We start from the raw sequence: 20,617 nt of genomic DNA on the forward strand, positions 1-20,617 counted from the left end.
TCGCTCGCTGCGCTCGCTCGGCTCTCGCTGACGGCGCCGCCGCAGCCCGTCCTCACGTCGGGTGGTGCGTGCGGAGAAGGGTCGGAACCCCGAGGGGTTCCGGCCCTTCGCGCGTCTCAGGGGTTCTCGGCGAGCTTGGTGGCGCGGGCGTAGGCGTCCTCCGTGGCCGCCAGGACCTGCGGCCAGTCGGCGGCCAGGGCGTGGGCGCGGTTGTGCGCCACGATCCGGTCGAGCAGGCCCGGCTCGGTGACGAGGCGCTCGAGGGCGCGGGCCATGGCCGCGTCGTCGTCGGCCAGCAGGGCGTCCACGCCGTCCGTGAGCCGCTCGGCCACGCCCGACTGCGAGCGGGAGACGACCGCCAGCCCGGCGGCCTGGGCCTCGAGGGCGGCGATGCCGAACGCGTCCTGCACGGCGGGGGCCACGAACACGTCCGCGCACCGGTACAGCTCGCGCAGCTCGTCCGGCGTCATCCGCCCCGGCAGCCGCACGACGTCGGCGAGCCCGGCCGCGGCCACCGCCCGGCGCGCCTGCTCGAGCTGCTCGCCCGCGCCCGCGACCGTGGCGACGAGGGCGCCGGGCGGCAGCCGCAGCGCCGCTGCCGTGACCGCCTCGACCAGCGGCAGCACCCGCTTGCGCGGGGCGAAGCGCGTCGCCGAGACCACGTGCACCGCCGGGCCCTCGGAGCGGTCGGCCCGCTCCACCCGCGGCAGGCGCCACGCCGCGACGTCGACGCCGTTGCCGAGCACCGCCACCCGCTCGTCCGGGTCGCCGCCGCCGGCCGCGACGATGCGGCGCAGGGGAGCGGCGGTCAGCTCGCTCACCGCCGACCACAGCACCGGCCACCGCGACCAGCACACGACGCGGTCCAGCGCGGCGAAGGCGTGACGCGCGGGCCCCCAGACGCTGTGCACGGTGAGGACGGCGGGCAGGCCCGCGCGCGTCACCGGCCGCAGCGCCGCCTGGACGGTCGGGGCGAGCACGCCCATGTGCAGGTGGACGACGTCGGGCCGCTCGTCCGCCGCGTCCAGCGCGCGCAGCCGGTCCAGCACGTGCGCGGTCGAACGGGGGTGGATCGGGAACCCGCCGGGCACGCGCGCGGCGACGCGGTGGACCCGCACGCCGTCGTCGCCCACCGTCGTCGACCGGCCCCGCGCACCGGGCGCCGCGGGGGTGGTGGTCAGCACCTCGACGTCGTGCCCGCCGGCGGCCTGCCGCCCGGCCAGCCGGGCGACCTGCGTCTCGATGCCGCCGAGCAGCGGCAGGTAGGAGTCGGTGACGTGGAGGATCCGCACGGGCCCATCCTCTCGTGCCCGCTCGCCGCCGCGGCGCGCGACGGCCGCCGCGGACGCGAGAGGTCCCCGGTGCCCCGTCCGGACGGACGGGGCACCGGGGACGTCGGCCGGACGGCCTGCGCGGCCGGGCGTCAGGTGTCGGCGCGGTTGCGGCGCCGCACGCCGCCCACCACCGAGGCGACCACGAGCACCAGCCCGGCGCCGCCCAGCAGCCAGATGAGGCCGAGCCCGACGTCGAAGCGGGCGCCCGCGGCGACGGCGACCAGCGCCAGGCCGACGGCGAGGATCACCAGGCCCCAGACGATCGTGCCCGTGCGCACGGCGGTGCTCACCGGCGGCGCGGGCAGCGGCTCGGCCGGCCCGTAGGGCGCGGGCTGCGGGCCGGAGCCCGCGGGCTGCCCGTACGGCAGGTACGGCGGGTACGGCGGGGGCCCGGACGGGCCGGCGGGCCCGGTCGGGTATCCGGCCGCGGGCTCGGTCGGGTACCCGGCGGGGTGCTCGCTGGGGGAGGGCGCGCGGTGCGGGGCGGGGTACGGGGCGGGGTACGGGGCGGCGGCCGCCGGTCCCTGCGGTGCCGGACCCGGCTCGTCGAAGACGGCGAGCGGGACGTCGGTGCGCTGCACCTCCGGCTCGTCGTCGTGCTCCGGCGCCGCGACGGGAGTCGTCGCGGCCTCGTCGCGGGCCCCGCCCGGCGTCGGCAGGACGCGGGTCGCGCCGGTGGTCTCGAGGACCTGGGTGTCGCCGGTGGTCTCGAGGACCTGGGTGTCGCCGGAGGCGTCCAGGACCCGCGTCGCCCCGGAGGTCTCCACGACCTGGGTCTCCTGCGTCGCCTGGGCTTCCTGCGTCGCCTCGGTCTCCGGCGTCTCTCGCGCCTCCTGGGTCTCCTGCGGCTCCGCGGGCTCGTGCTCGTGGTCGGGCGTGCGGGCGTCGTCCCGGGGGTTGTCGCTCATCGGTTCTCCTCCTGGATGCGGATCTCGCCGGCGGCCACCTCGACGTCGAGCACCAGCACGGGCTCGGCGGTGCGGGCGTGGTCGTTCTCGAACGTGGTGGTGCCGAAGCCGGCCTGCTCGGCGCCGCGCGTGTCGACGTCCCACCGCGCGGTGCCGGCCGCCACGTCGACGTCCGCGACCACCGGGACGCCGTCGGGGACGACGACGAGCGCGGACCCCGCGGCGAGGTCGATCGGCACGCGGACCGGGTCGTCCGGGTCGACGCCGGACAGGTCGAGCCGGGTGAGGTCGATCGTCGGGTCCCCGAAGCGCAGGGAGTACCCGGCCTCGGCCTCGTCGGCCGTGCGCGGGACGACGACGGCATCCCCGCGCAGCTCCTGGCCCTGGCCGTCGAGGCTCATCACGGGCCAGGGAGCCTCGTCGGCGAGGACGGCGCCGAACGGCACGGCCACGACGAGCCCGACGATGGCCAGGAACCCGAGGACCCCGCTGGAGCGGCCGCGCAGCCCGGACACCACGATGCCCAGGCCCACGACCGCGAGCGCGGCGCCCAGCCACACGAGACCGAGGCTCGCGTCCCAGCTCCACGGCACGTCGAGCAGGCCCTGCTCCTGGGCCAGCAGCAGCGCCCCCACGAGGAGCGTCACGCCGAGCACGGCGGCGACGGTGCTGCCGCCCGGCCCGCGGACCACCGGCCGCGCGGCGCGGGCGCGGGCCTTCTCCTGTGCGGCCCACGCGCGGGCCTGGGCCTTCTCCTGCGTGGCACGGGCCCGCTCCTGCGCCGCACGGTCCTGCGCGTCGGCCTTCAGCCGCGCGGCGTCGGCCCGCGCGTCCGCGGTGGGCGCGGGCGCCGGGACGGCGAACGCCGCGGTCGCGCCGGGCGCCGACGGCGTCCCGCCCGGTGCGGAGGACGCGGGGGCCGGGGGTGCGCCGGGCCCCGGGGCGGGCGTCGGACCCTGCCACCCCTGCGCCCAGTCGCGCCGCTCGTCGCGGCGCTGCATCGCGTAGCGCACGACGAGCCAGATGACCGTGCCCCACACCGCGATCCAGACCAGCGCGACCAGCCACTCCCAGCCGCCGCCGTCCCACCAGCCGCCGACGCCGCCGTTCCAGGCGAAGCCCACGACGGCGGTCGCCGCGGCACCGAGGATGGCGACGTCGAAGTCGCCGTGCAGGGCCCGCTGCAGGTGGATCCGCCCGTCGCGCTGCTCGGGCAGCAGCGCCCAGCCGATGCCGTAGAGCACCAGGCCGGCGCCGCTGAGGAAGAAGCTGAGGAACAGCAGCCCGCGCACGAGCAGCGGGTCCCACCCGAGGCGGTCGGCCACGCCGCTCGCCACGCCGCCGACCCAGCGGTCCTCGGAGCGGTACAGGCCCGTGCGGCGGACGGAGTCGAAGAAGCGGTCGCCGCCGGCGGGCGGGGTCGGGCCGGCGCCGGAGGGGCCGGCGGTGCCCGGCCCGGGCTGCGGGGGGAACGGTTCGCTGCTCATGCCGACGATCCTTCCGGCGTCGGCGGTCACCGGGCCATCGGGTGTCGCCCTGAGCCGTCCCTGAGATCCGCCGGCCGGGGTGGGCGCGCGACCCTGAATCCGCCCTCGGGGGGACCCGCCACGCCTCCTGACGTGCCACGATCGTGGGGTGAGCACGACCGCACCCCACGGCCCGGCAGGCCCCGCCGCGCCCGCACGCCTGCCGCTGCGCCGCCCCGAGGCCGGCCGGTGGCTCGGCGGCGTGTGCGCCGGCCTGGCCGCCCACCTCGGCGTGCCGGTGGTGCTCGTGCGCGTGCTGATGGCGCTGCTCACCCTCGCCGGCGGCGGCGGCGTCGCGGTGTACGTGTTCTGGTGGGTCACCGTGCCCTCCGGCGACCCGCGGGACGCGGCCGCCGCCGGCGAGCCGGCCGCCCTGCGCCGGCTGGCGCCGCGGCTGCAGCTGACGGGCGCCGCGGCCCGGATCCCGCGCCGCGAGGCGATCATCGGCGGTGTCCTGCTCGGCGGCGCGGCGCTGCTCGTGGCGGTCCGCGCGGGCTGGGACTGGGGCGCCTCGTGGGTCCTGCCGGCGCTGCTGGCGCTCGGTGGGCTGGCGCTCGCGTGGAGCCAGCTCGACGCCGCCCAGCGCGGCATCGAGGAGGGGCCGGGCCGCTGGCGCCGCGGCGCCGCCGTCGGCCGTCTGGCCGGCGGCGTGGTGCTGGTGACCGCCGGCGTGCTCCTGCTCGTGGGCCAGGAGACCCCCGGCTGGGCCGTGGTGCAGGCGGCGTTCGCGGCGCTCGCGGTCCTGGCGGGCTTCGCGCTCGTGCTCGCCCCCTGGTGGCTGCGGCTCGTGCGCGAGCTGGGCGACGAGCGCCTGGCGCGGGCCCGCGAGGCGGAGCGCGCCGACATCGCCGCCCACCTGCACGACTCCGTGCTGCAGACCCTCGCGCTGATCCGCGCCCGGGCCGACGACGCCGACGCCGTCGCGCGCATGGCCCGCGCCCAGGAGCGCGAGCTGCGCGAGTGGCTCTACGACGACCGGCGCGAGCCGGGCACCTCCCTGGCGGCCGAGCTGCGTGCGCTGGTCGCCGAGGTCGAGGACGGGCGCGCGGGCCGCGGTCCCGACGCCGGCGCCGGCGCGGTGGCGGTCGAGGTCGTCGTCGTGGGTGACTGCCCGCCCACCGACGCCACCACGGCGCTGCTGCAGGCCACCCGCGAGGCGCTGGTCAACGCCGTCGCCCACGGGCGCCCGCCCGTCACCGTCTACCTCGAGGTCTCCGACGCGGCTGCCGAGGTGTTCGTCCGCGACCGCGGCGACGGCTTCGACATGGCCTCGATCGCCTCCGACCGGTTCGGCGTGCGCGAGTCGATCCTCGGGCGGGTGCGCCGCCGCGGCGGCACGGCCGAGGTCAGCAGCCGCCCGGGCTGGGGCACCGAGGTGCGCCTGCGCATGCCGCGGGCGGCGACGGCGCCCGCCAACGGTCACACGAACGGCCACACGAACGGCCACACGAACGGTCACACGAACGGCCACCCGAACGGCCAGCCGGCGGACGGCCCCGCGGCCGACGGTCCCGCGCCCGCCGCACCGCCCGCCGCACCGCCCGCCGCCCACCCCCCGAGCCCCGACGAAGCGAGGAACCCCCTGTGAGCACCCCCGCCACGCCCCCGAGGACCGACGTCGCCCTGCCCGTGCCCGTGGTGCTCGTCGACGACCACCACATGTTCCGGGCCGGGGTGCGCGCCAGCCTCGACGAGCGCGTCACCGTCGTGGGGGAGGCGGCCGACGTCGACCAGGCCGCCGCGGCGGTGCGCACGCTGCGGCCCGCCGTCGTGCTGCTCGACGTGCACCTGCCCGGCGGCACCGGCGGCGGCGGCGCGGAGGTGGTCCGCCTGTGCACCGACCTGCTCGGCGAGACGCGGTTCCTGGCGCTGAGCGTCTCCGACGCCGCGGAGGACGTCGTCGCCGTCATCCGCTCCGGGGCGCGCGGGTACGTCACCAAGAACATCTCCGGTGCGGACCTCTCGGGCGCGGTGGTGCAGGTGGCAGGCGGCGACGCCGTGTTCTCGCCGCGGCTGGCGGGGTTCGTGCTGGACGCGTTCGGCACGGCGGCGGGCGAGGTCTCCGTGGCCGACGACGAGCTCGACCGCCTCTCGCGGCGCGAGCAGGAGGTGATGCGCCTCATCGCGCGCGGCTACTCCTACCGCGAGGTCGCCGGCGAGCTGTTCATCTCGATCAAGACCGTCGAGACCCACGTGTCCGCGGTGCTGCGCAAGCTGCAGCTGTCCAACCGCTACGAGCTGACCCGGTGGGCCGCCGCGCGGCACATCCTGTGACCTTCGTCGCCAGTGCGCGCCCTCGCGGGCCCCGGCCCGCCTGCGTCGGGCGCCGCGGCTAGGCTCGCGCCCGTGAGCTTCCTGTACAACGTCTTCGTCTTCCTGCACTTCCTGGGCTGGGCCATCGTCCTGGGCGGCTACCTCGCGTCCCTGCGCAGCCCGGGGCTGTACCGCGGCGTCTTCCACGGCGCCGCGACGGCGCTGGTCGCGGGCGTCGTGATGTTCGGCCTCCTCGAGGCCGGTGCGGTCGACACCGACTTCGACCGCGCCAAGCTGACCGTCAAGCTCCTCGTCGCGCTGGTCATCACCGTGCTCGCCTTCCTCGCGAAGCGGCAGGGCGCCAAGGGCGACAACGGCACCGGTGCGGTGACGCCCGGCCTCAAGCACGCGATCGGCGGCCTGACGGTGGTCAACATGCTCGTCGCGGTCTTCTGGAACTGACGTGGACGTGCTCGGCGAGGTCCTCGTCGGCCTCGCGATCCTGGTCGGCCTGGTCGGCATCGTCGTGCAGGTGCTGCCCGGCAACCTGCTGGTGCTCGGCGCGGTGCTGGTCTGGTCGTGGGTGACCGGCGGGGCGGCGTGGTGGGTGTTCGGCGTCGCGGCGGTGGCCGTGGCCGCCGCCGAGGTCGCCCAGTGGCTGCTCGCCGGCCGGCACATGCGCCGGGCGGACGTGCCGTGGTCGACCCTCGTGTGGGGCGGCCTGGCCGGGATCGTCGGCTTCTTCGTGGTGCCGGTGATCGGGCTGTTCCTGTTCTTCCCGGCCGCGGTGTTCCTCGCCGAGCTGGTGCGCCGCCGCGACCGCCGCGCCGCGTGGCGGGCGACGCTCGCGGCGCTGCAGGCGACGGGCATCACGATCCTCGTCCAGCTCGCCGGCGGCCTCGTGGCGGCCGGCGCGTGGGTCGTGGGGCTGGTGCTCACGTGACCGCTCTCGCGAACGGCCACGCCGCGGCGCCCCTCGCGGCGCCCGCCGACCCGGCGCGGCTCACCGTCCGGGTCGCCGCGCTCGACGCGCTCGACGTCCGCACCGCGTACGCCGTCTGGCGGCTGCGGCAGGACGTGTTCGTGGTGGAGCAGGACTGCGCGTACCCCGACCTCGACGGGCGCGACCTCGAGCCGGGCACCCGGCACGTGCTGCTGCTGACCCCCGCCGGCGACGTCGTGGCCACCGCGCGCGTGCTCGACGACGGGGACCGCTGGCGCGTCGGGCGCGTCGTGTGCCACCCCGCCGTGCGCGGCACCGGTGCGTCGCACCGGCTCGTGACGGCGGCGCTCGACGCCGTCGCCGCGGGCACGAGCGGCGCGCCGGACGACGGGCGCGACGTCGTGCTCGACGCGCAGTCGCCGCTGACCGGCTTCTACGGCCGGTTCGGGTTCGTGCCCGACGGCGAGGAGTTCCTCGAGGACGGCATCCCGCACACGCCCATGCGGCTGCGGAGCTGACGGGAGCCCGTGGGCGGGCGCCGGCTCACGGCCGCTCGTAGGTGGCGAGCAGCACGCCCGACGGGGTGCTGCGCGCGGCGGCGAGGCGGAGCTCGGCCGGCGGGCCGTCGGCGGCGAAGAGGCGCCGTCCGGCGCCGAGGACCACCGGGTGCACCTGCAGGTGCAGCGCGTCCACGAGGCCGCGGGCCAGCAGCGAGCGCACCAGCACCCCGCTGCCGAGCACCACGAGCGTCGCCTCCCCGCCCTCGCCGTCGTCGCCGGCGCGCAGGCGGGCCACGGCGTCGGCGGCGTCCCCGGGCAGGAGCGTCGAGCCCTGCCACCCGAGCGGCTCGCGCAGCGTGCGCGAGGCCACGAGCTTGGGCACGGCGTCGAGCGCGTCGGAGAACGGGTTCGGGCGCGGCTGCGCCGGCCAGAACGCCGCGAAGTCCTCGTACGTGCGGCGGCCCAGCAGCAGCGACCACGGGCCGGCCAGGAAGGCGCCCATGGCCTCGACGATCTCGGGGTCCTGCCGGGCGGTGGCCCAGCCGCCGTGCGCGAACCCGTCGCGCTCGTCCTCGTCGGGCCGCCCTGGGGCCTGCATCACCCCGTCGAGCGACAGGTGCTCGATCACCACGACCTTGCGCATCGCGTCTCCCTCCGGGCCTGCGGCGGCGTCCGCCAGAGCTGGCCTGCGGCGACGCCGCGGCGCGGCGTCGCAGGGGCAGACGACGCCGGGCGGCGCGACTCGTCGCTCGCCGTCGCTCGCCGTCGCTCGCCGCCGCTCGGCGTCGGACGGCGGCCGCGGGTGTCCCGGGCTGTCACCCCGCGCGCCTAGGCTTGGAGGACGATGACCTCTCTCTTCGACAGCCTCTCGCTCCCCGGATTCGAGCCCCCGGCCGCGCGTGACGACACCGCGCGCCTGCCCAGCACGGCGCCGCGCTGGGACGCGTGGGCCGAGGGCGACGACCCGGGGGCGCCGGACTGGGTGCGCGACGCCGTCGCCGGCGCGCCGGCCGCCGCGCCGGCCGCGTCGCACGCGCCCGACGCGCCGGTGCGCCGCGGCCCGTTCGCGCACCTCGACCCCGACCGGCTGGTCGAGGGGCTCAACGACCAGCAGCGCGCCGCCGTCGTGCACCACGGCACGCCGCTGCTCATCGTCGCGGGGGCCGGGTCGGGCAAGACCCGCGTGCTCACCCACCGCATCGCCCACCTGCTGGCCACCGGCCGGGCGCGGCCGGGGGAGATCCTGGCCATCACGTTCACCAACAAGGCCGCCGCGGAGATGCGCGAGCGCGTCGAGGCGCTCGTCGGGCCGGCGGCGCAGCGCATGTGGGTCTCCACGTTCCACTCGGCCTGCGTGCGGATCCTGCGGCGCGAGGCCAAGACGCTGGGGCTGCGGACCAGCTTCTCGATCTACGACGCCGCCGACTCCCAGCGCCTCGTGACCCTGGTGACCCGCGAGCTCAACCTGGACCCGAAGAAGTACCCGGCCCGGACGCTGGCCAACAAGATCAGCGACCTCAAGAACGAGCTCGTCGACCCCGACACGTACGCCCGCGAGTCCGGGGCGCGCAGCACGGAGGACGGCTGGCGCGAGCGCGCCGCCCGCGCCCAGGGCGGGCTGCCCGCGGCGGCGCCGGAGTTCGACCAGGTGCTCGCCGACGTCTACACCCGCTACCAGGCCCGGCTGCAGCAGGCGCACGCGCTGGACTTCGACGACATCATCATGACGACGGTCAACCTGCTGCAGGCCTTCCCGGCCGTCGCCGAGCACTACCGCCGCCGGTTCCGGCACATCCTGGTCGACGAGTACCAGGACACCAACCACGCGCAGTACGTGCTGGTGCGCGAGCTGGCGGGCGTCGGCGCGGAGTCGGCCGCGGCCCACGACGGCTCGGGCCTGCCCGGCGGGGAGCCGCAGGCCGTCGCGCTCGACCCGGCGGAGCTGACCGTCGTCGGCGACTCCGACCAGTCGATCTACGCCTTCCGCGGCGCGACCATCCGCAACATCCTCGAGTTCGAGGACGACTACCCGGACGCCACGACGATCCTGCTGGAGCAGAACTACCGCTCGACGCAGACGATCCTGTCGGCGGCCAACGCGGTGATCTCCCGCAACGCCGACCGCAAGCCGAAGAACCTGTGGACGGCCTCGGGCGAGGGCCCGCGGATCGTCGGCTACGTCGCGGACGACGAGCACGCCGAGGCGCGGTTCGTCGCCGAGGAGATCGACCGCCTCGGCGACACCGAGGGCGTGCGGCCCGGCGACGTCGCGATCTTCTACCGCACCAACGCCCAGTCCCGGGCGCTGGAGGAGGTGCTGGTCCGCGTCGGCCTGCCCTACAAGGTGGTCGGCGGCACGCGGTTCTACGAGCGCCGCGAGATCAAGGACGCCATCGCCTACCTGCGGGCGCTGGCCAACCCCGACGACGACGTCAACGTGCGCCGCGTGCTCAACGTCCCCAAGCGCGGGCTGGGCGACAAGGCCGAGGCCATGGTCGCGGCGTTCGCGGAGCGGGAGCGCACCTCGTTCGGGGCCGCGGTCGAGCGCGCCGAGGACATCCCCGGCATGACGACGCGCACGCTCAACCCGCTGCGCGGGTTCCGCGACATGATGGCCGACCTGCGCGCCATGGTGGCCGACGGCGAGCAGCCCGCCGCGGTGCTCGGCGCGGTGCTCGACCGCTCGGGATACCTGGAGGAGCTGCGCGCCAGCGACGACCCGCAGGACGCCTCGCGCGTGGAGAACCTCGCCGAGCTGCACGCCGTGGCCGCCGAGTTCTCCGAGACCGACCCCGACGGCACGCTGGACGACTTCCTGGAGCGGGTCTCGCTCGTCGCGGACAGCGACCAGATCCCGGACGAGGACGTCGCCGACGGCGCGGCGGAGGAGCGGCGCGAGGACCAGGGCGTCGTGACGCTCATGACCCTGCACACCGCCAAGGGCCTGGAGTTCCCCGTCGTCTTCCTCACCGGCATGGAGGACGGCACCTTCCCGCACATGCGGTCGCTGCACGACGACGCCGAGCTCGCCGAGGAGCGGCGCCTGGCGTACGTGGGGATCACGCGCGCCCGCGAGCGGCTGTACGTCTCGCGCGCCGCGATGCGCTCGGCGTGGGGCATGGCGAACGAGTTCCCGCCCAGCCGGTTCCTCGCCGACATCCCCGAGTCCCTGTGGGACTGGCGGCGCCGGGAGTCCTCCACGCAGTACCTGCGCGGCGGCGGGTCCGCCTGGGGCGGCCGCGGCGGCGCGTACGGCGGTTCCTCGGGCGCGTACGGCGCCGGGGCGCGCGGGCGGTCCGACGACGGCGGCGCCCGGCGCGCGCCGTCGTCCGCCCCGGTGGACGGCCGGCTGGGCAAGCCGCGCGACGGCGGGGCGGCCGCGCCGTCGACGGGCGCGAAGTTCGGCTCGGCGACGCCGCGCAAGGACGCCGACATCCCGACCCTGAGCGCGGGGGACAAGGTGGTGCACGACGCCTACGGGCTCGGCACCGTCGTGGCCGTCGAGGGCAGCGGCCCGAACACCGTGGCCCGCATCGACTTCGGCTCGGACGGCACCAAGCGCCTGCTGCTGCGCTACTCGCCCGTCACCAGGCTCTGACGCCCCCGTCGCACGGCGCGGAGGCGCCGTGCGGCGCTCGGTGCGGCGCTCGGTGCGGCGCCCGGGCGTGCCGTGCGGGCGTGGCAGCGTGCGGCGCCCGGCGGGCGGTCGCATGCTGTCGGACAGAAGCGGTCGCGCACGACGAAGTGGGGTGGTCGCCGTGGAAGTCGTCGACGACGCGGTGGGCAACGAGCTCGCCGGGGTGATCGCCGGCCGGGCCGGCCCGGCCCTGGGCGAGCCCGCGTGCGACGCGCTGCTCGAGCTGCTCACCTCGACGGCCGCCCAGGCCGTGCCCAGCGCCTCGGGCGCGGCCGTCTCGCTGTCCCAGGAGGGGTGGCGCACGGCGACGGCCACCGGGCCGCTGGTGCGCCGGGTCGACACGCTGCAGGCGACGCTCGGCGAGGGCCCCTGCCACACCGCGGCCGCCGAGCGGCGCGTCGTGGTGGCCCCGGACCTGCACGACGAGGCGCGCTGGCCGCACTGGGCCGGCGCCGCCTGCCGGCTCGGGCTCACGAGCACGATGTCCGCGCCGCTGGTGGTCGGCGACGACGTCGTCGGGGCGCTCACCCTCTACGCCCGCCACCCCGGCGCCCTCACGGACGCCGCCTCCGTCGTGCTCTCCCTCTTCGCCGCCCAGGCGGGCGTGCTGGTCGCCAGCGCGCAGGCGGCCCGGGGCGCCGAGCGGCTGCCGAGCCGGGTGCAGGCGGCCCTGCGCACCCGCGACGAGGTCAACGTGGCCGTGGGCCTGATCATGGCGGAGGAGAGGGTGTCGCGGGACGCGGCCTTCGCCTACCTCACCGCGATGTCCCAGCAGGCCCGACAGCCCCTCGGCGACACGGCGGACCGCGTCGTCCGCAAGCACGAGGGCCGCCACCGGGGGCGTCGGGGGACCGGGGATGGCCACCGCCGCTGAGGCGCAGCGGCGCAAGCTGCGCGCCGCCCTGGCCCGGATGCGCGCGAGCGCCGACGACCTGTGGCTGCGGTACCTCGGCGTCGGCGGCACGGCGGACCCCGAGGACGTGCACGCCTACCTGGACGGCACCGGCACGCTGGCGGCGCCCGAGCGCGACCGGCTCGCCCTGGCCGCCAACGAGATGCTCGACGAGGCCGCCGGCCGCCTTCGCGTCCCGTACGAGCGGACCGTGCGGGACGTGGACCCCCCGCGCGGGCAGGTCGCGGCGTTCACCGAGCTGCTCATCCGCACCCACCTGGCGCCGCCCGAGGCGCTCCCGCCGGCCGTCGACGTGGCGGCCGAGCGGCTGGGGGTGCGGGCCGTCGTCTACCTCGCCGACTACGAGCGCGTCCACCTGGTGCCGCTGCCGTCGGCGCACGGGGCGGGGCGCATGCCGCTGCGCATGGAGGGCACCGTGGCGGGGCGCGCGTTCCGCCTGCTGGAGACGGTGGCCGGCACCTCCGGCGGGCAGCCCCGCCTGTGGGTGCCGATCGCCGACGGGGTCACGCGCATCGGCGTGCTCGACGTCATGGTCGACGACCCGCGGGAGCTGGAGGACCCGGTGCTGCGGCGCCAGTGCTGGTGGCTCACGCACTTCGTGGGGCACCTGGTCGCGTCCCTGGACGCGCGCGGCGACGGGTTCGACGCCGTCCGCCGCCGCCGGCCCCGTGCCACCGAGGCCGAGCTGATCTACCACATGCTGCCCCCGCGCACGGCGGGGACCGACCGCGTGCTGGTGAGCGGGCGGGTCGAGCCGACGTACGGCGTGGGCGGCGACGCCTTCGACTACTCGCTGTCGCCCACCTCGGCCCGGTTCGGCGTCCTGGACGCGACCGGGCACGACCTGTCGGCGGGCCTGGTGGCCGCCACCGGGCTGGCCGCCTACCGCAACGCCCGGCGCAACGGCCTCGGCCTGTTCGAGCAGGCCGAGTTCGTCAACCAGACCCTCGAGGAGCAGTTCGGCGGGAAGATCTTCGCCACCGGGGTGCTCGGCGACCTCGACCTGCGGTCGGGCCGGCTGCGCTACCTCGTGGCCGGCCACCCCAACCCGCTGCTGATCCGCCGCGGGCGGCTGGTGCGGCAGCTGGTCGCCGGCCGGCGGCCGCTGCTGGGGCTGGAGCTGCGCCGCGGCGTGACGATCGGCGAGGAGCTCCTGGAGCCCGACGACATCGTGGTGGTGTACACCGACGGGATCCCGGAGGCGCGGCGCGGGGACGAGCTGTTCGGCCTGCCGCGGCTCATCGACATCCTCGAGCGGGAGACCGCGCACAAGGTGCCGCTGCCCGAGGTGGTCGACCGGGTGATGCGTGCGGTGCTGCGCCACCAGGAGGGGGTGCTGCAGGACGACGCGACCCTGTTCCTCCTGCACTGGACGCGCGGCGCCCAGGCAGCGCTGGAGGCCGGCCCGGCCCGCTGAGCCCGCCGCCGCGCCGCAGGGTCAAGCTCAGGCGGCCGAGCGCTCGCGCTCGAGGGCCGCGCGCACGGCGAGCAGGTCGCTGCCGGCCTCCCCGGCGAGGGCCACCACGACGCGCCCGCCCGGGCTGTCGGCCCGCAGCACCCCCAGCATGAGGTGCGGCGTGTCGATGCCCCGGTCGCCCAGCCGGACGGCCTCGCGCAGGGACAGCTCCAGGGCCTTCTTCGCGTCGGTCGTGAACGGGCGGGTGCGGGCGCGGCGCAGGCGGGGCCGGGCGGCGCGCTCCAGGGCGCCAAGCCCGAACGCGGCGTCGGCGCGGTCGCGCACGGCGTCCAGGTCGATGCCGAGGGAGGCCAGGGCCTCGCCGTCGAGCGCGTCGCCCGCGGCGACCGCGGCGCGCGCCCGGGCGGCGACGTCGGCGGGCTCGACGCCGACCGACCGCAGCGCGGCGGCGACCGGTCCGGCCGCCGCCCCCTCGGCGAGGGCCACCACGAGGTGGCGGCTGTCGACGGCGTCGGTCCGCAGCTGCTCGGCCGCCACGACGGCGTCGCGCACGACGGTGCGCGCCGGCTGGGTGAACCGCTCGAACATCAGATCCTCCTGGCGTGCTTCTTGTTGACGGCCTGCTTGCTGACGCCGAGCTCGGCCGCGATCTGCTGCCAGGACCACCCCAGCTCGCGGGCGCGGCGCACCTGGAGCGTCTCGAGGCGGTCGGCGAGCTCGCGCAGCGCGCGCACGGCGCGCAGGCCCTGCTGCGGGTCCTCGCCCGCGGCGGCCGTGACGAGCGTCGTGTGGTCGGTCATGCGTCAACTGTGGTTGACGGGTCGGGGTGTTGTCAACCTCTGTTGACAACGCGCCCGCGCGCCGGGCGGGCGGGCGCGGTGACCCGCCGGCGTGACGTCCGTCACCTTGGAGCCGTCGTCCGGCCCCCGGATAGGACCGTTCACCCGCCGGGATTACGCTGTGCAGGGATGTCTTGACGTCGAGACATCGACGGAGGGCACTCCGCAGGCAGGCCTCTGCCGACCCAGAGGCTCAACCGATGGAAGGACGCAGCAGGGTGGACCTGTTCGAATACCAGGCGCGCGACATCTTCGAGAAGCACGGTGTGCCCGTGCTGGGCGGCATCGTCGCGACCACGCCGGAGGAGGCCCGCGGGGCCGCCGAGAAGCTGGGCGGCGGCACCGTCGTCGTCAAGGCCCAGGTCAAGACGGGCGGCCGCGGCAAGGCCGGCGGCGTGAAGCTCGCGCACTCGCCCGCCGAGGCCGAGGAGAAGGCCGGCGAGATCCTCGGCATGGACATCAAGGGCCACACGGTCCACCGCGTGATGATCGCCGAGGGCGCCAAGATCGCCGAGGAGTTCTACTTCTCGGTGCTCCTGGACCGCTCGAACCGCAACTACCTGGCGATGTGCTCGGTCGAGGGCGGCATGGAGATCGAGCAGCTCGCCGTCGAGCGGCCCGAGGCCCTCGCCAAGGTCGCCGTCGACCCGATCGTCGGCATCGACGAGGCCAAGGCCGCGGAGATCGTCGAGACCGCGGGCTTCGCCGCGGAGCTCAAGGCCCCGGTCGCCGACGTCATCCGCAAGCTCTGGACCGTCTTCACCGCCGAGGACGCCACGCTGGTCGAGGTGAACCCGCTGGTGCGCACCGAGGACGGCGCGATCATCGCCCTCGACGGCAAGGTCACCCTGGACGACAACGCCTCCGAGGTGCGCCACCCCGAGCACGCGGAGCTCGAGGACAAGGCCGCCGCGGACCCGCTGGAGGCCAAGGCCAAGGCGAACGGCCTCAACTACGTCAAGCTCGACGGCGAGGTCGGCATCATCGGCAACGGCGCGGGCCTCGTGATGAGCACCCTCGACGTCGTCGCCTACGCCGGCGAGGCGCACGGCGGCGTCAAGCCCGCCAACTTCCTCGACATCGGCGGCGGCGCGAACGCCCAGGTGATGGCCAACGGCCTGGACGTCATCCTCAACGACCCGCAGGTCAAGTCGGTGTTCGTCAACGTCTTCGGCGGCATCACCGCCTGCGACGAGGTCGCCAAGGGCATCGTCGGCGCGCTGGAGATCCTCGGCGACGAGGCCACCAAGCCGCTGGTCGTGCGCCTCGACGGCAACAACGTGGAGCTGGGTCGCCAGATCCTCACCGACGCGAACCACCCGCTCGTGACCCTGGCCGAGACGATGGACGGCGGCGCCGACAAGGCTGCCGAGCTGGCCAACGCCTGATCGCCCGCCGACCGCAGAGAGCAGAGACCGCAGAACCATGTCGATCTACCTGAACAAGGACTCCAAGATCATCGTCCAGGGCATCACGGGCGGGATGGGTGCCAAGCACACCGCCCTCATGCTCGACTCGGGCGCGCAGATCGTGGGCGGCGTGAACGCCCGCAAGGCCGGCACGACGGTCACGCACAAGGACCACGAGGGCAACGACGTGACGCTGCCCGTCTTCGGCACGGTCAAGGAGGCCATGGCCGAGACCGGTGCCAACGTCTCCGTGCTGTTCGTGCCGCCGGCGTTCACCAAGGACGCCGCCATCGAGGCGATCGACGCCGAGATGCCGCTCATCGTCGTCATCACCGAGGGCGTGCCGGTCCAGGACACCGCCGAGGTGTGGGCCTACCTGCAGGGCAAGTCCACCCGGATGATCGGCCCGAACTGCCCGGGCATCATCACGCCGGGCGAGTCGCTCGCCGGCATCACCCCGCACACCATCACCGGCAAGGGCCCGATCGGCCTCGTGTCGAAGTCGGGCACCCTGACCTACCAGATGATGTACGAGCTCAAGGACTTCGGGTTCTCCACCGCCATCGGCATCGGCGGCGACCCCATCGTGGGCACCACGCACATCGACGCGCTCGAGGCGTTCGAGAACGACCCCGAGACCAAGGCGATCGTGATGATCGGCGAGATCGGCGGCGACGCCGAGGAGCGCGCCGCGGCGTACATCAAGGAGCACGTGACCAAGCCGGTCGTGGGCTACGTCGCGGGCTTCACCGCCCCCGAGGGCAAGACGATGGGCCACGCCGGCGCCATCGTGTCCGGTTCGGCCGGCACCGCCCAGGCGAAGAAGGAGGCCCTCGAGGCCGTCGGCGTCAAGGTCGGCAAGACGCCGTCGGAGACCGCCGCCCTCATGCGGGAGATCCTGCAGAGCCTCTGACCGCTCGCGTCCACGGCGCCCCGCCTCCCGCCCGGGAGGCGGGGCGCCGTCGTCGTCGCCGGGCCGTCCGGCCGCCCGCGCGCGGCTTCGCGCCACCCGCACCGTCACCGGCGTGGCCGCGCGGCGCGGGCGCCGGGCCGGGGGAGCATGGTCGGGTGAGCACCACCCGCAGCACCCCGCGCAGCGCGTCCCGGCCTCCCCGCACCGTGGAGGCCGCGATGGGCGGGCCCGTGCTCGGCTCGCGCGTCGCCGACACGATGTCGGGCGTCTGGGCCGTGGTCCAGTCGGTGGTGCTGTCGTTCCTGCTGGTGCTGCTGCTCACGGTCGTCGCGATGCTCGGCGCGCCCGGGACGGGGGACGTCCCGTGGGGCGTGGCCACGGGCACGGCCGGCGGCGTCTGGCTGCTCGGGCACGGCGTGCCCGTGACGGTCGGCGGCACCACGGTGACGCTCGTGCCGCTCGGCGTGGGCGCGCTGGCGGTCTTCTGCACGTACGTCTGCGCCAAGCGCTCGATGATTCCCGTCGCTCCCGCCGTGCTGGCCGGCACGGCCCTGTACGCGGCGACGACGACGGCGGTGGCCGCCGCGGGCGGCGTGCGCGGCGGCGCGCTGCTGACCGCGGCGCTGGGCGGGGTGGTCGTCGCCGGCGTCGGGCTGGGCACGGGCGCGCTCGCGCAGCCCGAGGCGCCGCGGGTCGGCGAGGTCACCGAGGTGCTCTTCGGCTGGGTGCCGCCCGTGGCCCGCCTGGGCGTGCGCGCCGGGGCGCTCGCGACCGCCCTGCTGCTGGGCGCCGCGGCCCTGGTCACGACCCTGTGGGTGCTCGCCGGGCGGGCCACGGCCGGGGACGTCCTCGCGGGGCTGGCGCCCGGCTGGATCGGCGGTGTCGTGCTCGGCGTGGCCCAGCTCGCGCTGCTGCCCAACCTCGTGCTGTGGGCCCTGGCATGGCTGGCCGGGCCCGGCTTCGCGGTGGGGGAGGGGACGGCGTTCACGGTGCGCGACGTCGTGGACGGCCCGCTGCCCGCCTTCCCGCTGCTCGGTGCCCTGCCCGGGCCGAGCTGGACGGGCGGCGCGTCCCTCGCGGCGCCCGCCGCCGTCGTGCTGTGCGGCGTCGTGGCCGGCTGGTTCGCGTGGCGCCGGCTCGAGCCGACGCTGGTGCGGTGGTCCGACGTCGCGTGGGTGGCCGGCGCGACGGCGGTCACCGCGGGCGTCGCGGTCGCCCTGCTGCAGCGGTGGGCCGGCGGGGCGGTGGGCGCCGGCCGGCTCGCCGAGATCGGGGCGCACCCGCTGCTCGTCGCCGGGGTCGTCGCCGGCGAGGTGCTCGCCGGGGTCGGCGGCGTGCTCGCGGTCGCGCACTCCGGGCTGCTGACGGGGCGCGGGGGAGAGCGCGGGCGCGGCTAGGCTTGCCTGCCGTGCAGACCCCCTCCGGCCACCGTGTCGAGTCCACCTCCGCCACCCGCGTCGTCGTGCTCGCCTCGGGCTCCGGCTCCAACCTCGCCGCGCTGCTCGCCGCGCATGACGACCCGGCCTACGGCGCCCGCGTCGTCGGCGTCGTCTCCGACCGGCCCGCCGCGGGCGCGCTGGACCTGGCCCGCGACGCCGGAGTCGCGTCGGCCGTCGTGGCCCCCGGCGACTTCGCCGACCGCGCGGAGTGGGACCGGGCCGTGGGCGAGGCCGTGGCGGTCTTCCGGCCGGACCTCGTGGTGCTCGCCGGGTTCATGCGGATCCTGTCGCCGCGGTTCGTCGGCCGCTTCGAGCACCGCATCGTCAACACCCACCCCGCGCTGCTGCCGAGCTTCCCGGGCGCGCACGGCGTGCGCGACGCCCTGGCCCACGGCGTCAAGGTCAGCGGCTGCACGGTGCACGTGGTGGACGCCGGCGTGGACACCGGCCCGATCCTCGCCCAGGCCGCGGTGCCGGTGCGCGAGGACGACGACGAGGCGACCCTGCACGAGCGGATCAAGGTCGCCGAGCGCGCCCTGCTGGTGGAGACGGTCGGCCGCGTCGCGCGCGAGGGGCTGCACGTGGTGGGGCGGCGGGCCGTCATCGGCCGCTGAGGCCGGCCCTGGGAGCGCCGCCCGGCGGCGGGTAGACTCGCCGCGGCCGTGACTGGCGAGGGTGGGTCACCACCGGGGAGCGGCCGCCGCACCGCCCCACCGTGTGCGCCGCCCGCCTGGGCGCCAGGGGTCCTTCGCAAGAACGACCCGAGGAGAACGCCATGTCCGGCGCCCCCGCCGCCCCCGACGTCCAGCTCGCCGACGACTCGCGCCGCCCGGTGCGCCGCGCCCTGCTGAGCGTCTACGACAAGACCGGCCTGGTCGAGCTGGCCACCGCCCTGCACGCCGCCGGCGTCGAGCTGGTCTCGACGGGCTCGACCGCCGGCACGATCGCCGCCGCCGGCGTCCCGGTGACCCGCGTCGAGGACCTCACCGGCTTCCCCGAGTGCCTCGAGGGCCGCGTGAAGACGCTGCACCCGCGCGTGCACGCCGGCCTGCTCGCCGACACCCGCAAGGCCGACCACCTCGCCCAGCTCGACGAGCTGGGGATCGCGCCGTTCGAGCTCGTCGTGGTCAACCTCTACCCGTTCGCCGCCACGGTGGCCTCCGGCGCCGGCCAGGACGCCGTCATCGAGCAGATCGACATCGGCGGCCCGTCGATGGTGCGCGCGGCGGCGAAGAACCACCCCTCGGTGGCCGTCGTCGTCGAGCCGGCCCGCTACGGCCAGGTCGTCGAGGCCGTGCAGGCCGGCGGCTTCACGTACGCCCAGCGCAAGGCGCTCGCCGCCGCCGCGTTCGTGCACACCGCCACCTACGACGTCGCGGTGGCCTCGTGGATGGGCAACGTGGTCGCCCCCACGGACGTCGTCGAGACCCTCGAGGGCCAGGTCTCCACCGGCTTCCCGGCCTGGATCGGCGGCACGTGGGACCGCGCCGACGTGCTGCGCTACGGCGAGAACCCGCACCAGCGCGCCGCGCTGTACACCGCCGGGCACGGCGAGCCCGGCCTGGCCCAGGCCGAGCAGCTGCACGGCAAGGCGATGAGCTACAACAACTACGTCGACGCCGACGCCGCCTGGCGCGCCGCGTGGGACCACGAGGGCCCCGCGGTGGCGATCATCAAGCACGCCAACCCCTGCGGCATCGCCGTCGGCGCGGACGTCGCCGAGGCGCACCGCCGGGCGCACGCCACCGACCCCGTCTCCGCCTACGGCGGCGTCATCGCCGCGAACGGCGTGATCACCAGGGCCGCCGCCGAGCAGATCGCCCCGGTGTTCACCGAGGTCGTCGTCGCGCCCGGGTTCGAGCCCGAGGCGCTGGAGATCCTGCAGGCGAAGAAGAACATCCGTCTGCTCGTCGCGCCGACGCCGCCGCGCGCCGCCGTCGAGACGCGGCCGATCTCCGGTGGCCTGCTGCTCCAGGCGGCCGACCGCTACCAGGCCGAGGGCGACGACCCGGCCACCTGGACGCTCGCCGCCGGCCAGGCCGCGGACGCGGCGACGCTCGGCGAGCTCGCGTTCGCGTGGCGGGCCGTGCGCGCCGCCAAGTCGAACGCCATCCTGCTGGCCTCGGGCGGCGCCGCCGTCGGCATCGGCATGGGGCAGGTCAACCGCGTCGACTCCTGCCGCCTGGCGGTCGAGCGGGCCAACACGCTCGCCGACGGCGAGGAGCGGGCGCGCGGGGCCGTCGCGGCGTCCGACGCGTTCTTCCCGTTCGCCGACGGCCTGCAGGTGCTGCTCGACGCCGGCGTGCGCGCCGTCGTCCAGCCCGGCGGGTCGATCCGCGACGCCGAGGTGGTCGCGGCCGCCGAGGCCGCCGGCGTGACGATGTACTTCACGGGCACGCGCCACTTCGCGCACTGACCCGCGCGGGCGCGAGATAGAGAGGCGTCCCGCCGAGATAGAGAGGCGTCCCGCCGAGATAGAGAGGCGGGGGGGGGGGGGGGGGGGGGGGGGGGGGGGGGGGGGGGGGGGGGGGGGGGGGGGGGGGGGGGGGGGGGCGCGGGGGGGCGGGGGGGGGGGGCGGGGCGGGC

The 20,617-nt window shown here is 76.6% G+C and carries 19 protein-coding genes; 13 read left to right on the forward strand and 6 right to left on the reverse strand.

The features are described from left to right. Positions 1-116: 116 nt before the first annotated feature. From U5M74_RS13815 to U5M74_RS13825, 3 genes are all read right to left on the reverse strand, one after another. Positions 117-1,292, reverse strand: coding sequence for a glycosyltransferase family 4 protein (locus U5M74_RS13815; RefSeq protein WP_410909509.1), 1,176 nt, complete (start codon positions 1,290-1,292; stop codon positions 117-119). A 131-nt stretch (positions 1,293-1,423) separates the two neighbouring features. Beyond that, positions 1,424-2,242: a hypothetical protein gene (locus U5M74_RS13820; protein WP_410909510.1), complete on the reverse strand. Its 819-nt coding sequence runs from the start codon at positions 2,240-2,242 to the stop codon at positions 1,424-1,426. Further along, entirely contained in the window at positions 2,239-3,729 is a 1,491-nt protein-coding gene (locus tag U5M74_RS13825; RefSeq protein WP_410909511.1) for a PspC domain-containing protein, read from the reverse strand. Before U5M74_RS13825 ends, U5M74_RS13820 begins: the two co-directional genes overlap by 4 nt. Positions 3,730-3,877: 148 nt before the next feature. Between U5M74_RS13825 and U5M74_RS13830 the strand changes: the two genes are divergently transcribed. The 5 genes from U5M74_RS13830 to U5M74_RS13850 all read left to right on the forward strand — a co-directional run bounded on the left by U5M74_RS13830 (position 3,878) and on the right by U5M74_RS13850 (position 7,482). Continuing rightward, on the forward strand, positions 3,878-5,356 hold the full coding sequence (locus tag U5M74_RS13830; protein ID WP_410909512.1) for a PspC domain-containing protein: 1,479 nt from the start codon (positions 3,878-3,880) through the stop codon (positions 5,354-5,356). Then, on the forward strand, positions 5,353-6,042 hold the full coding sequence (locus tag U5M74_RS13835) for a LuxR C-terminal-related transcriptional regulator (RefSeq protein ID WP_410909513.1): 690 nt from the start codon (positions 5,353-5,355) through the stop codon (positions 6,040-6,042). The genes U5M74_RS13830 and U5M74_RS13835 overlap by 4 nt, the downstream gene beginning before the upstream one ends. Positions 6,043-6,114: 72 nt before the next feature. After that, positions 6,115-6,483 carry a hypothetical protein gene (locus U5M74_RS13840; RefSeq protein ID WP_410909514.1) on the forward strand — a complete coding sequence of 123 codons (369 nt, stop codon included), beginning with the start codon at positions 6,115-6,117 and terminating at the stop codon, positions 6,481-6,483. A 1-nt stretch (position 6,484) separates the two neighbouring features. Continuing rightward, positions 6,485-6,964, forward strand: a complete 480-nt coding sequence (locus U5M74_RS13845; RefSeq protein WP_410909515.1) for a DUF456 domain-containing protein — start codon at positions 6,485-6,487, stop codon at positions 6,962-6,964. Then, entirely contained in the window at positions 6,961-7,482 is a 522-nt protein-coding gene (locus tag U5M74_RS13850) for a GNAT family N-acetyltransferase (protein ID WP_410909516.1), read from the forward strand. The genes U5M74_RS13845 and U5M74_RS13850 overlap by 4 nt, the downstream gene beginning before the upstream one ends. Positions 7,483-7,507: 25 nt before the next feature. Here the strand turns inward: U5M74_RS13850 and U5M74_RS13855 are convergent, their stop codons facing one another. Continuing rightward, positions 7,508-8,107, reverse strand: a complete 600-nt coding sequence (locus tag U5M74_RS13855; RefSeq protein ID WP_410909517.1) for a dihydrofolate reductase family protein — start codon at positions 8,105-8,107, stop codon at positions 7,508-7,510. 201 nt (positions 8,108-8,308) lie between these two features. On the opposite strand from U5M74_RS13855, the gene U5M74_RS13860 reads away from it, so the two are divergent. From U5M74_RS13860 to U5M74_RS13870, 3 genes are all read left to right on the forward strand, one after another. After that, a complete protein-coding gene (locus tag U5M74_RS13860; protein ID WP_410909518.1) occupies positions 8,309-11,062 on the forward strand; it encodes a UvrD-helicase domain-containing protein in 2,754 nt (917 codons plus the stop codon). Between the two features lie 151 nt (positions 11,063-11,213). Next, on the forward strand, positions 11,214-11,975 hold the full coding sequence (locus U5M74_RS13865) for a GAF and ANTAR domain-containing protein (protein ID WP_410909519.1): 762 nt from the start codon (positions 11,214-11,216) through the stop codon (positions 11,973-11,975). Next, positions 11,959-13,431 carry a PP2C family protein-serine/threonine phosphatase gene (locus U5M74_RS13870; protein WP_410909520.1) on the forward strand — a complete coding sequence of 491 codons (1,473 nt, stop codon included), beginning with the start codon at positions 11,959-11,961 and terminating at the stop codon, positions 13,429-13,431. Before U5M74_RS13865 ends, U5M74_RS13870 begins: the two co-directional genes overlap by 17 nt. Positions 13,432-13,458: 27 nt before the next feature. Here U5M74_RS13870 and U5M74_RS13875 read toward each other — a convergent pair whose 3' ends face one another. Beyond that, positions 13,459-14,019: a Clp protease N-terminal domain-containing protein gene (locus U5M74_RS13875; protein WP_410909521.1), complete on the reverse strand. Its 561-nt coding sequence runs from the start codon at positions 14,017-14,019 to the stop codon at positions 13,459-13,461. Further along, positions 14,019-14,231, reverse strand: coding sequence for a helix-turn-helix domain-containing protein (locus tag U5M74_RS13880; protein WP_410909522.1), 213 nt, complete (start codon positions 14,229-14,231; stop codon positions 14,019-14,021). The genes U5M74_RS13875 and U5M74_RS13880 overlap by 1 nt, the downstream gene beginning before the upstream one ends. Positions 14,232-14,488: 257 nt before the next feature. Between U5M74_RS13880 and sucC the strand changes: the two genes are divergently transcribed. The 5 genes from sucC to purH all read left to right on the forward strand — a co-directional run bounded on the left by sucC (position 14,489) and on the right by purH (position 20,447). After that, a complete protein-coding gene (gene sucC, locus U5M74_RS13885) occupies positions 14,489-15,658 on the forward strand; it encodes an ADP-forming succinate--CoA ligase subunit beta (protein WP_069983689.1) in 1,170 nt (389 codons plus the stop codon). Positions 15,659-15,695: 37 nt separating this feature from the next. Continuing rightward, a complete protein-coding gene (gene sucD / locus U5M74_RS13890; protein ID WP_410909523.1) occupies positions 15,696-16,592 on the forward strand; it encodes a succinate--CoA ligase subunit alpha in 897 nt (298 codons plus the stop codon). Positions 16,593-16,747: 155 nt separating this feature from the next. Continuing rightward, the gene (locus U5M74_RS13895) at positions 16,748-17,989 is read left to right on the forward strand and encodes a DUF6350 family protein (protein ID WP_410909524.1); all 1,242 of its coding nucleotides are present in this window, start codon (positions 16,748-16,750) and stop codon (positions 17,987-17,989) included. An 11-nt stretch (positions 17,990-18,000) separates the two neighbouring features. Continuing rightward, on the forward strand, positions 18,001-18,645 hold the full coding sequence (gene purN, locus U5M74_RS13900; protein ID WP_410909525.1) for a phosphoribosylglycinamide formyltransferase: 645 nt from the start codon (positions 18,001-18,003) through the stop codon (positions 18,643-18,645). Between the two features lie 161 nt (positions 18,646-18,806). Next, positions 18,807-20,447 carry a bifunctional phosphoribosylaminoimidazolecarboxamide formyltransferase/IMP cyclohydrolase gene (gene purH, locus U5M74_RS13905; protein ID WP_410909526.1) on the forward strand — a complete coding sequence of 547 codons (1,641 nt, stop codon included), beginning with the start codon at positions 18,807-18,809 and terminating at the stop codon, positions 20,445-20,447. The last annotated feature ends 170 nt before the right edge of the window (positions 20,448-20,617 follow it).

The organism is Puerhibacterium sp. TATVAM-FAB25 (assembly GCF_046535855.1).
GTDB lineage: Bacteria > Actinomycetota > Actinomycetes > Actinomycetales > Cellulomonadaceae > Puerhibacterium > Puerhibacterium variabilis_A.

Coding starts and splice junctions, on each gene's coding strand:
- U5M74_RS13820 (WP_410909510.1), bottom strand. CDS start 2,242: ATGAGCGACAACCCCCGGGACGACGCCCGCACGCCCGACCACGAGCAC.
- U5M74_RS13825 (WP_410909511.1), bottom strand. CDS start 3,729: ATGAGCAGCGAACCGTTCCCCCCGCAGCCCGGGCCGGGCACCGCCGGC.
- U5M74_RS13855 (WP_410909517.1), bottom strand. CDS start 8,107: ATGCGCAAGGTCGTGGTGATCGAGCACCTGTCGCTCGACGGGGTGATG.
- U5M74_RS13860 (WP_410909518.1), top strand. CDS start 8,309: ATGACCTCTCTCTTCGACAGCCTCTCGCTCCCCGGATTCGAGCCCCCG.
- U5M74_RS13870 (WP_410909520.1), top strand. CDS start 11,959: ATGGCCACCGCCGCTGAGGCGCAGCGGCGCAAGCTGCGCGCCGCCCTG.
- U5M74_RS13875 (WP_410909521.1), bottom strand. CDS start 14,019: ATGTTCGAGCGGTTCACCCAGCCGGCGCGCACCGTCGTGCGCGACGCC.
- U5M74_RS13880 (WP_410909522.1), bottom strand. CDS start 14,231: ATGACCGACCACACGACGCTCGTCACGGCCGCCGCGGGCGAGGACCCG.
- sucD (WP_410909523.1), top strand. CDS start 15,696: ATGTCGATCTACCTGAACAAGGACTCCAAGATCATCGTCCAGGGCATC.
- purH (WP_410909526.1), top strand. CDS start 18,807: ATGTCCGGCGCCCCCGCCGCCCCCGACGTCCAGCTCGCCGACGACTCG.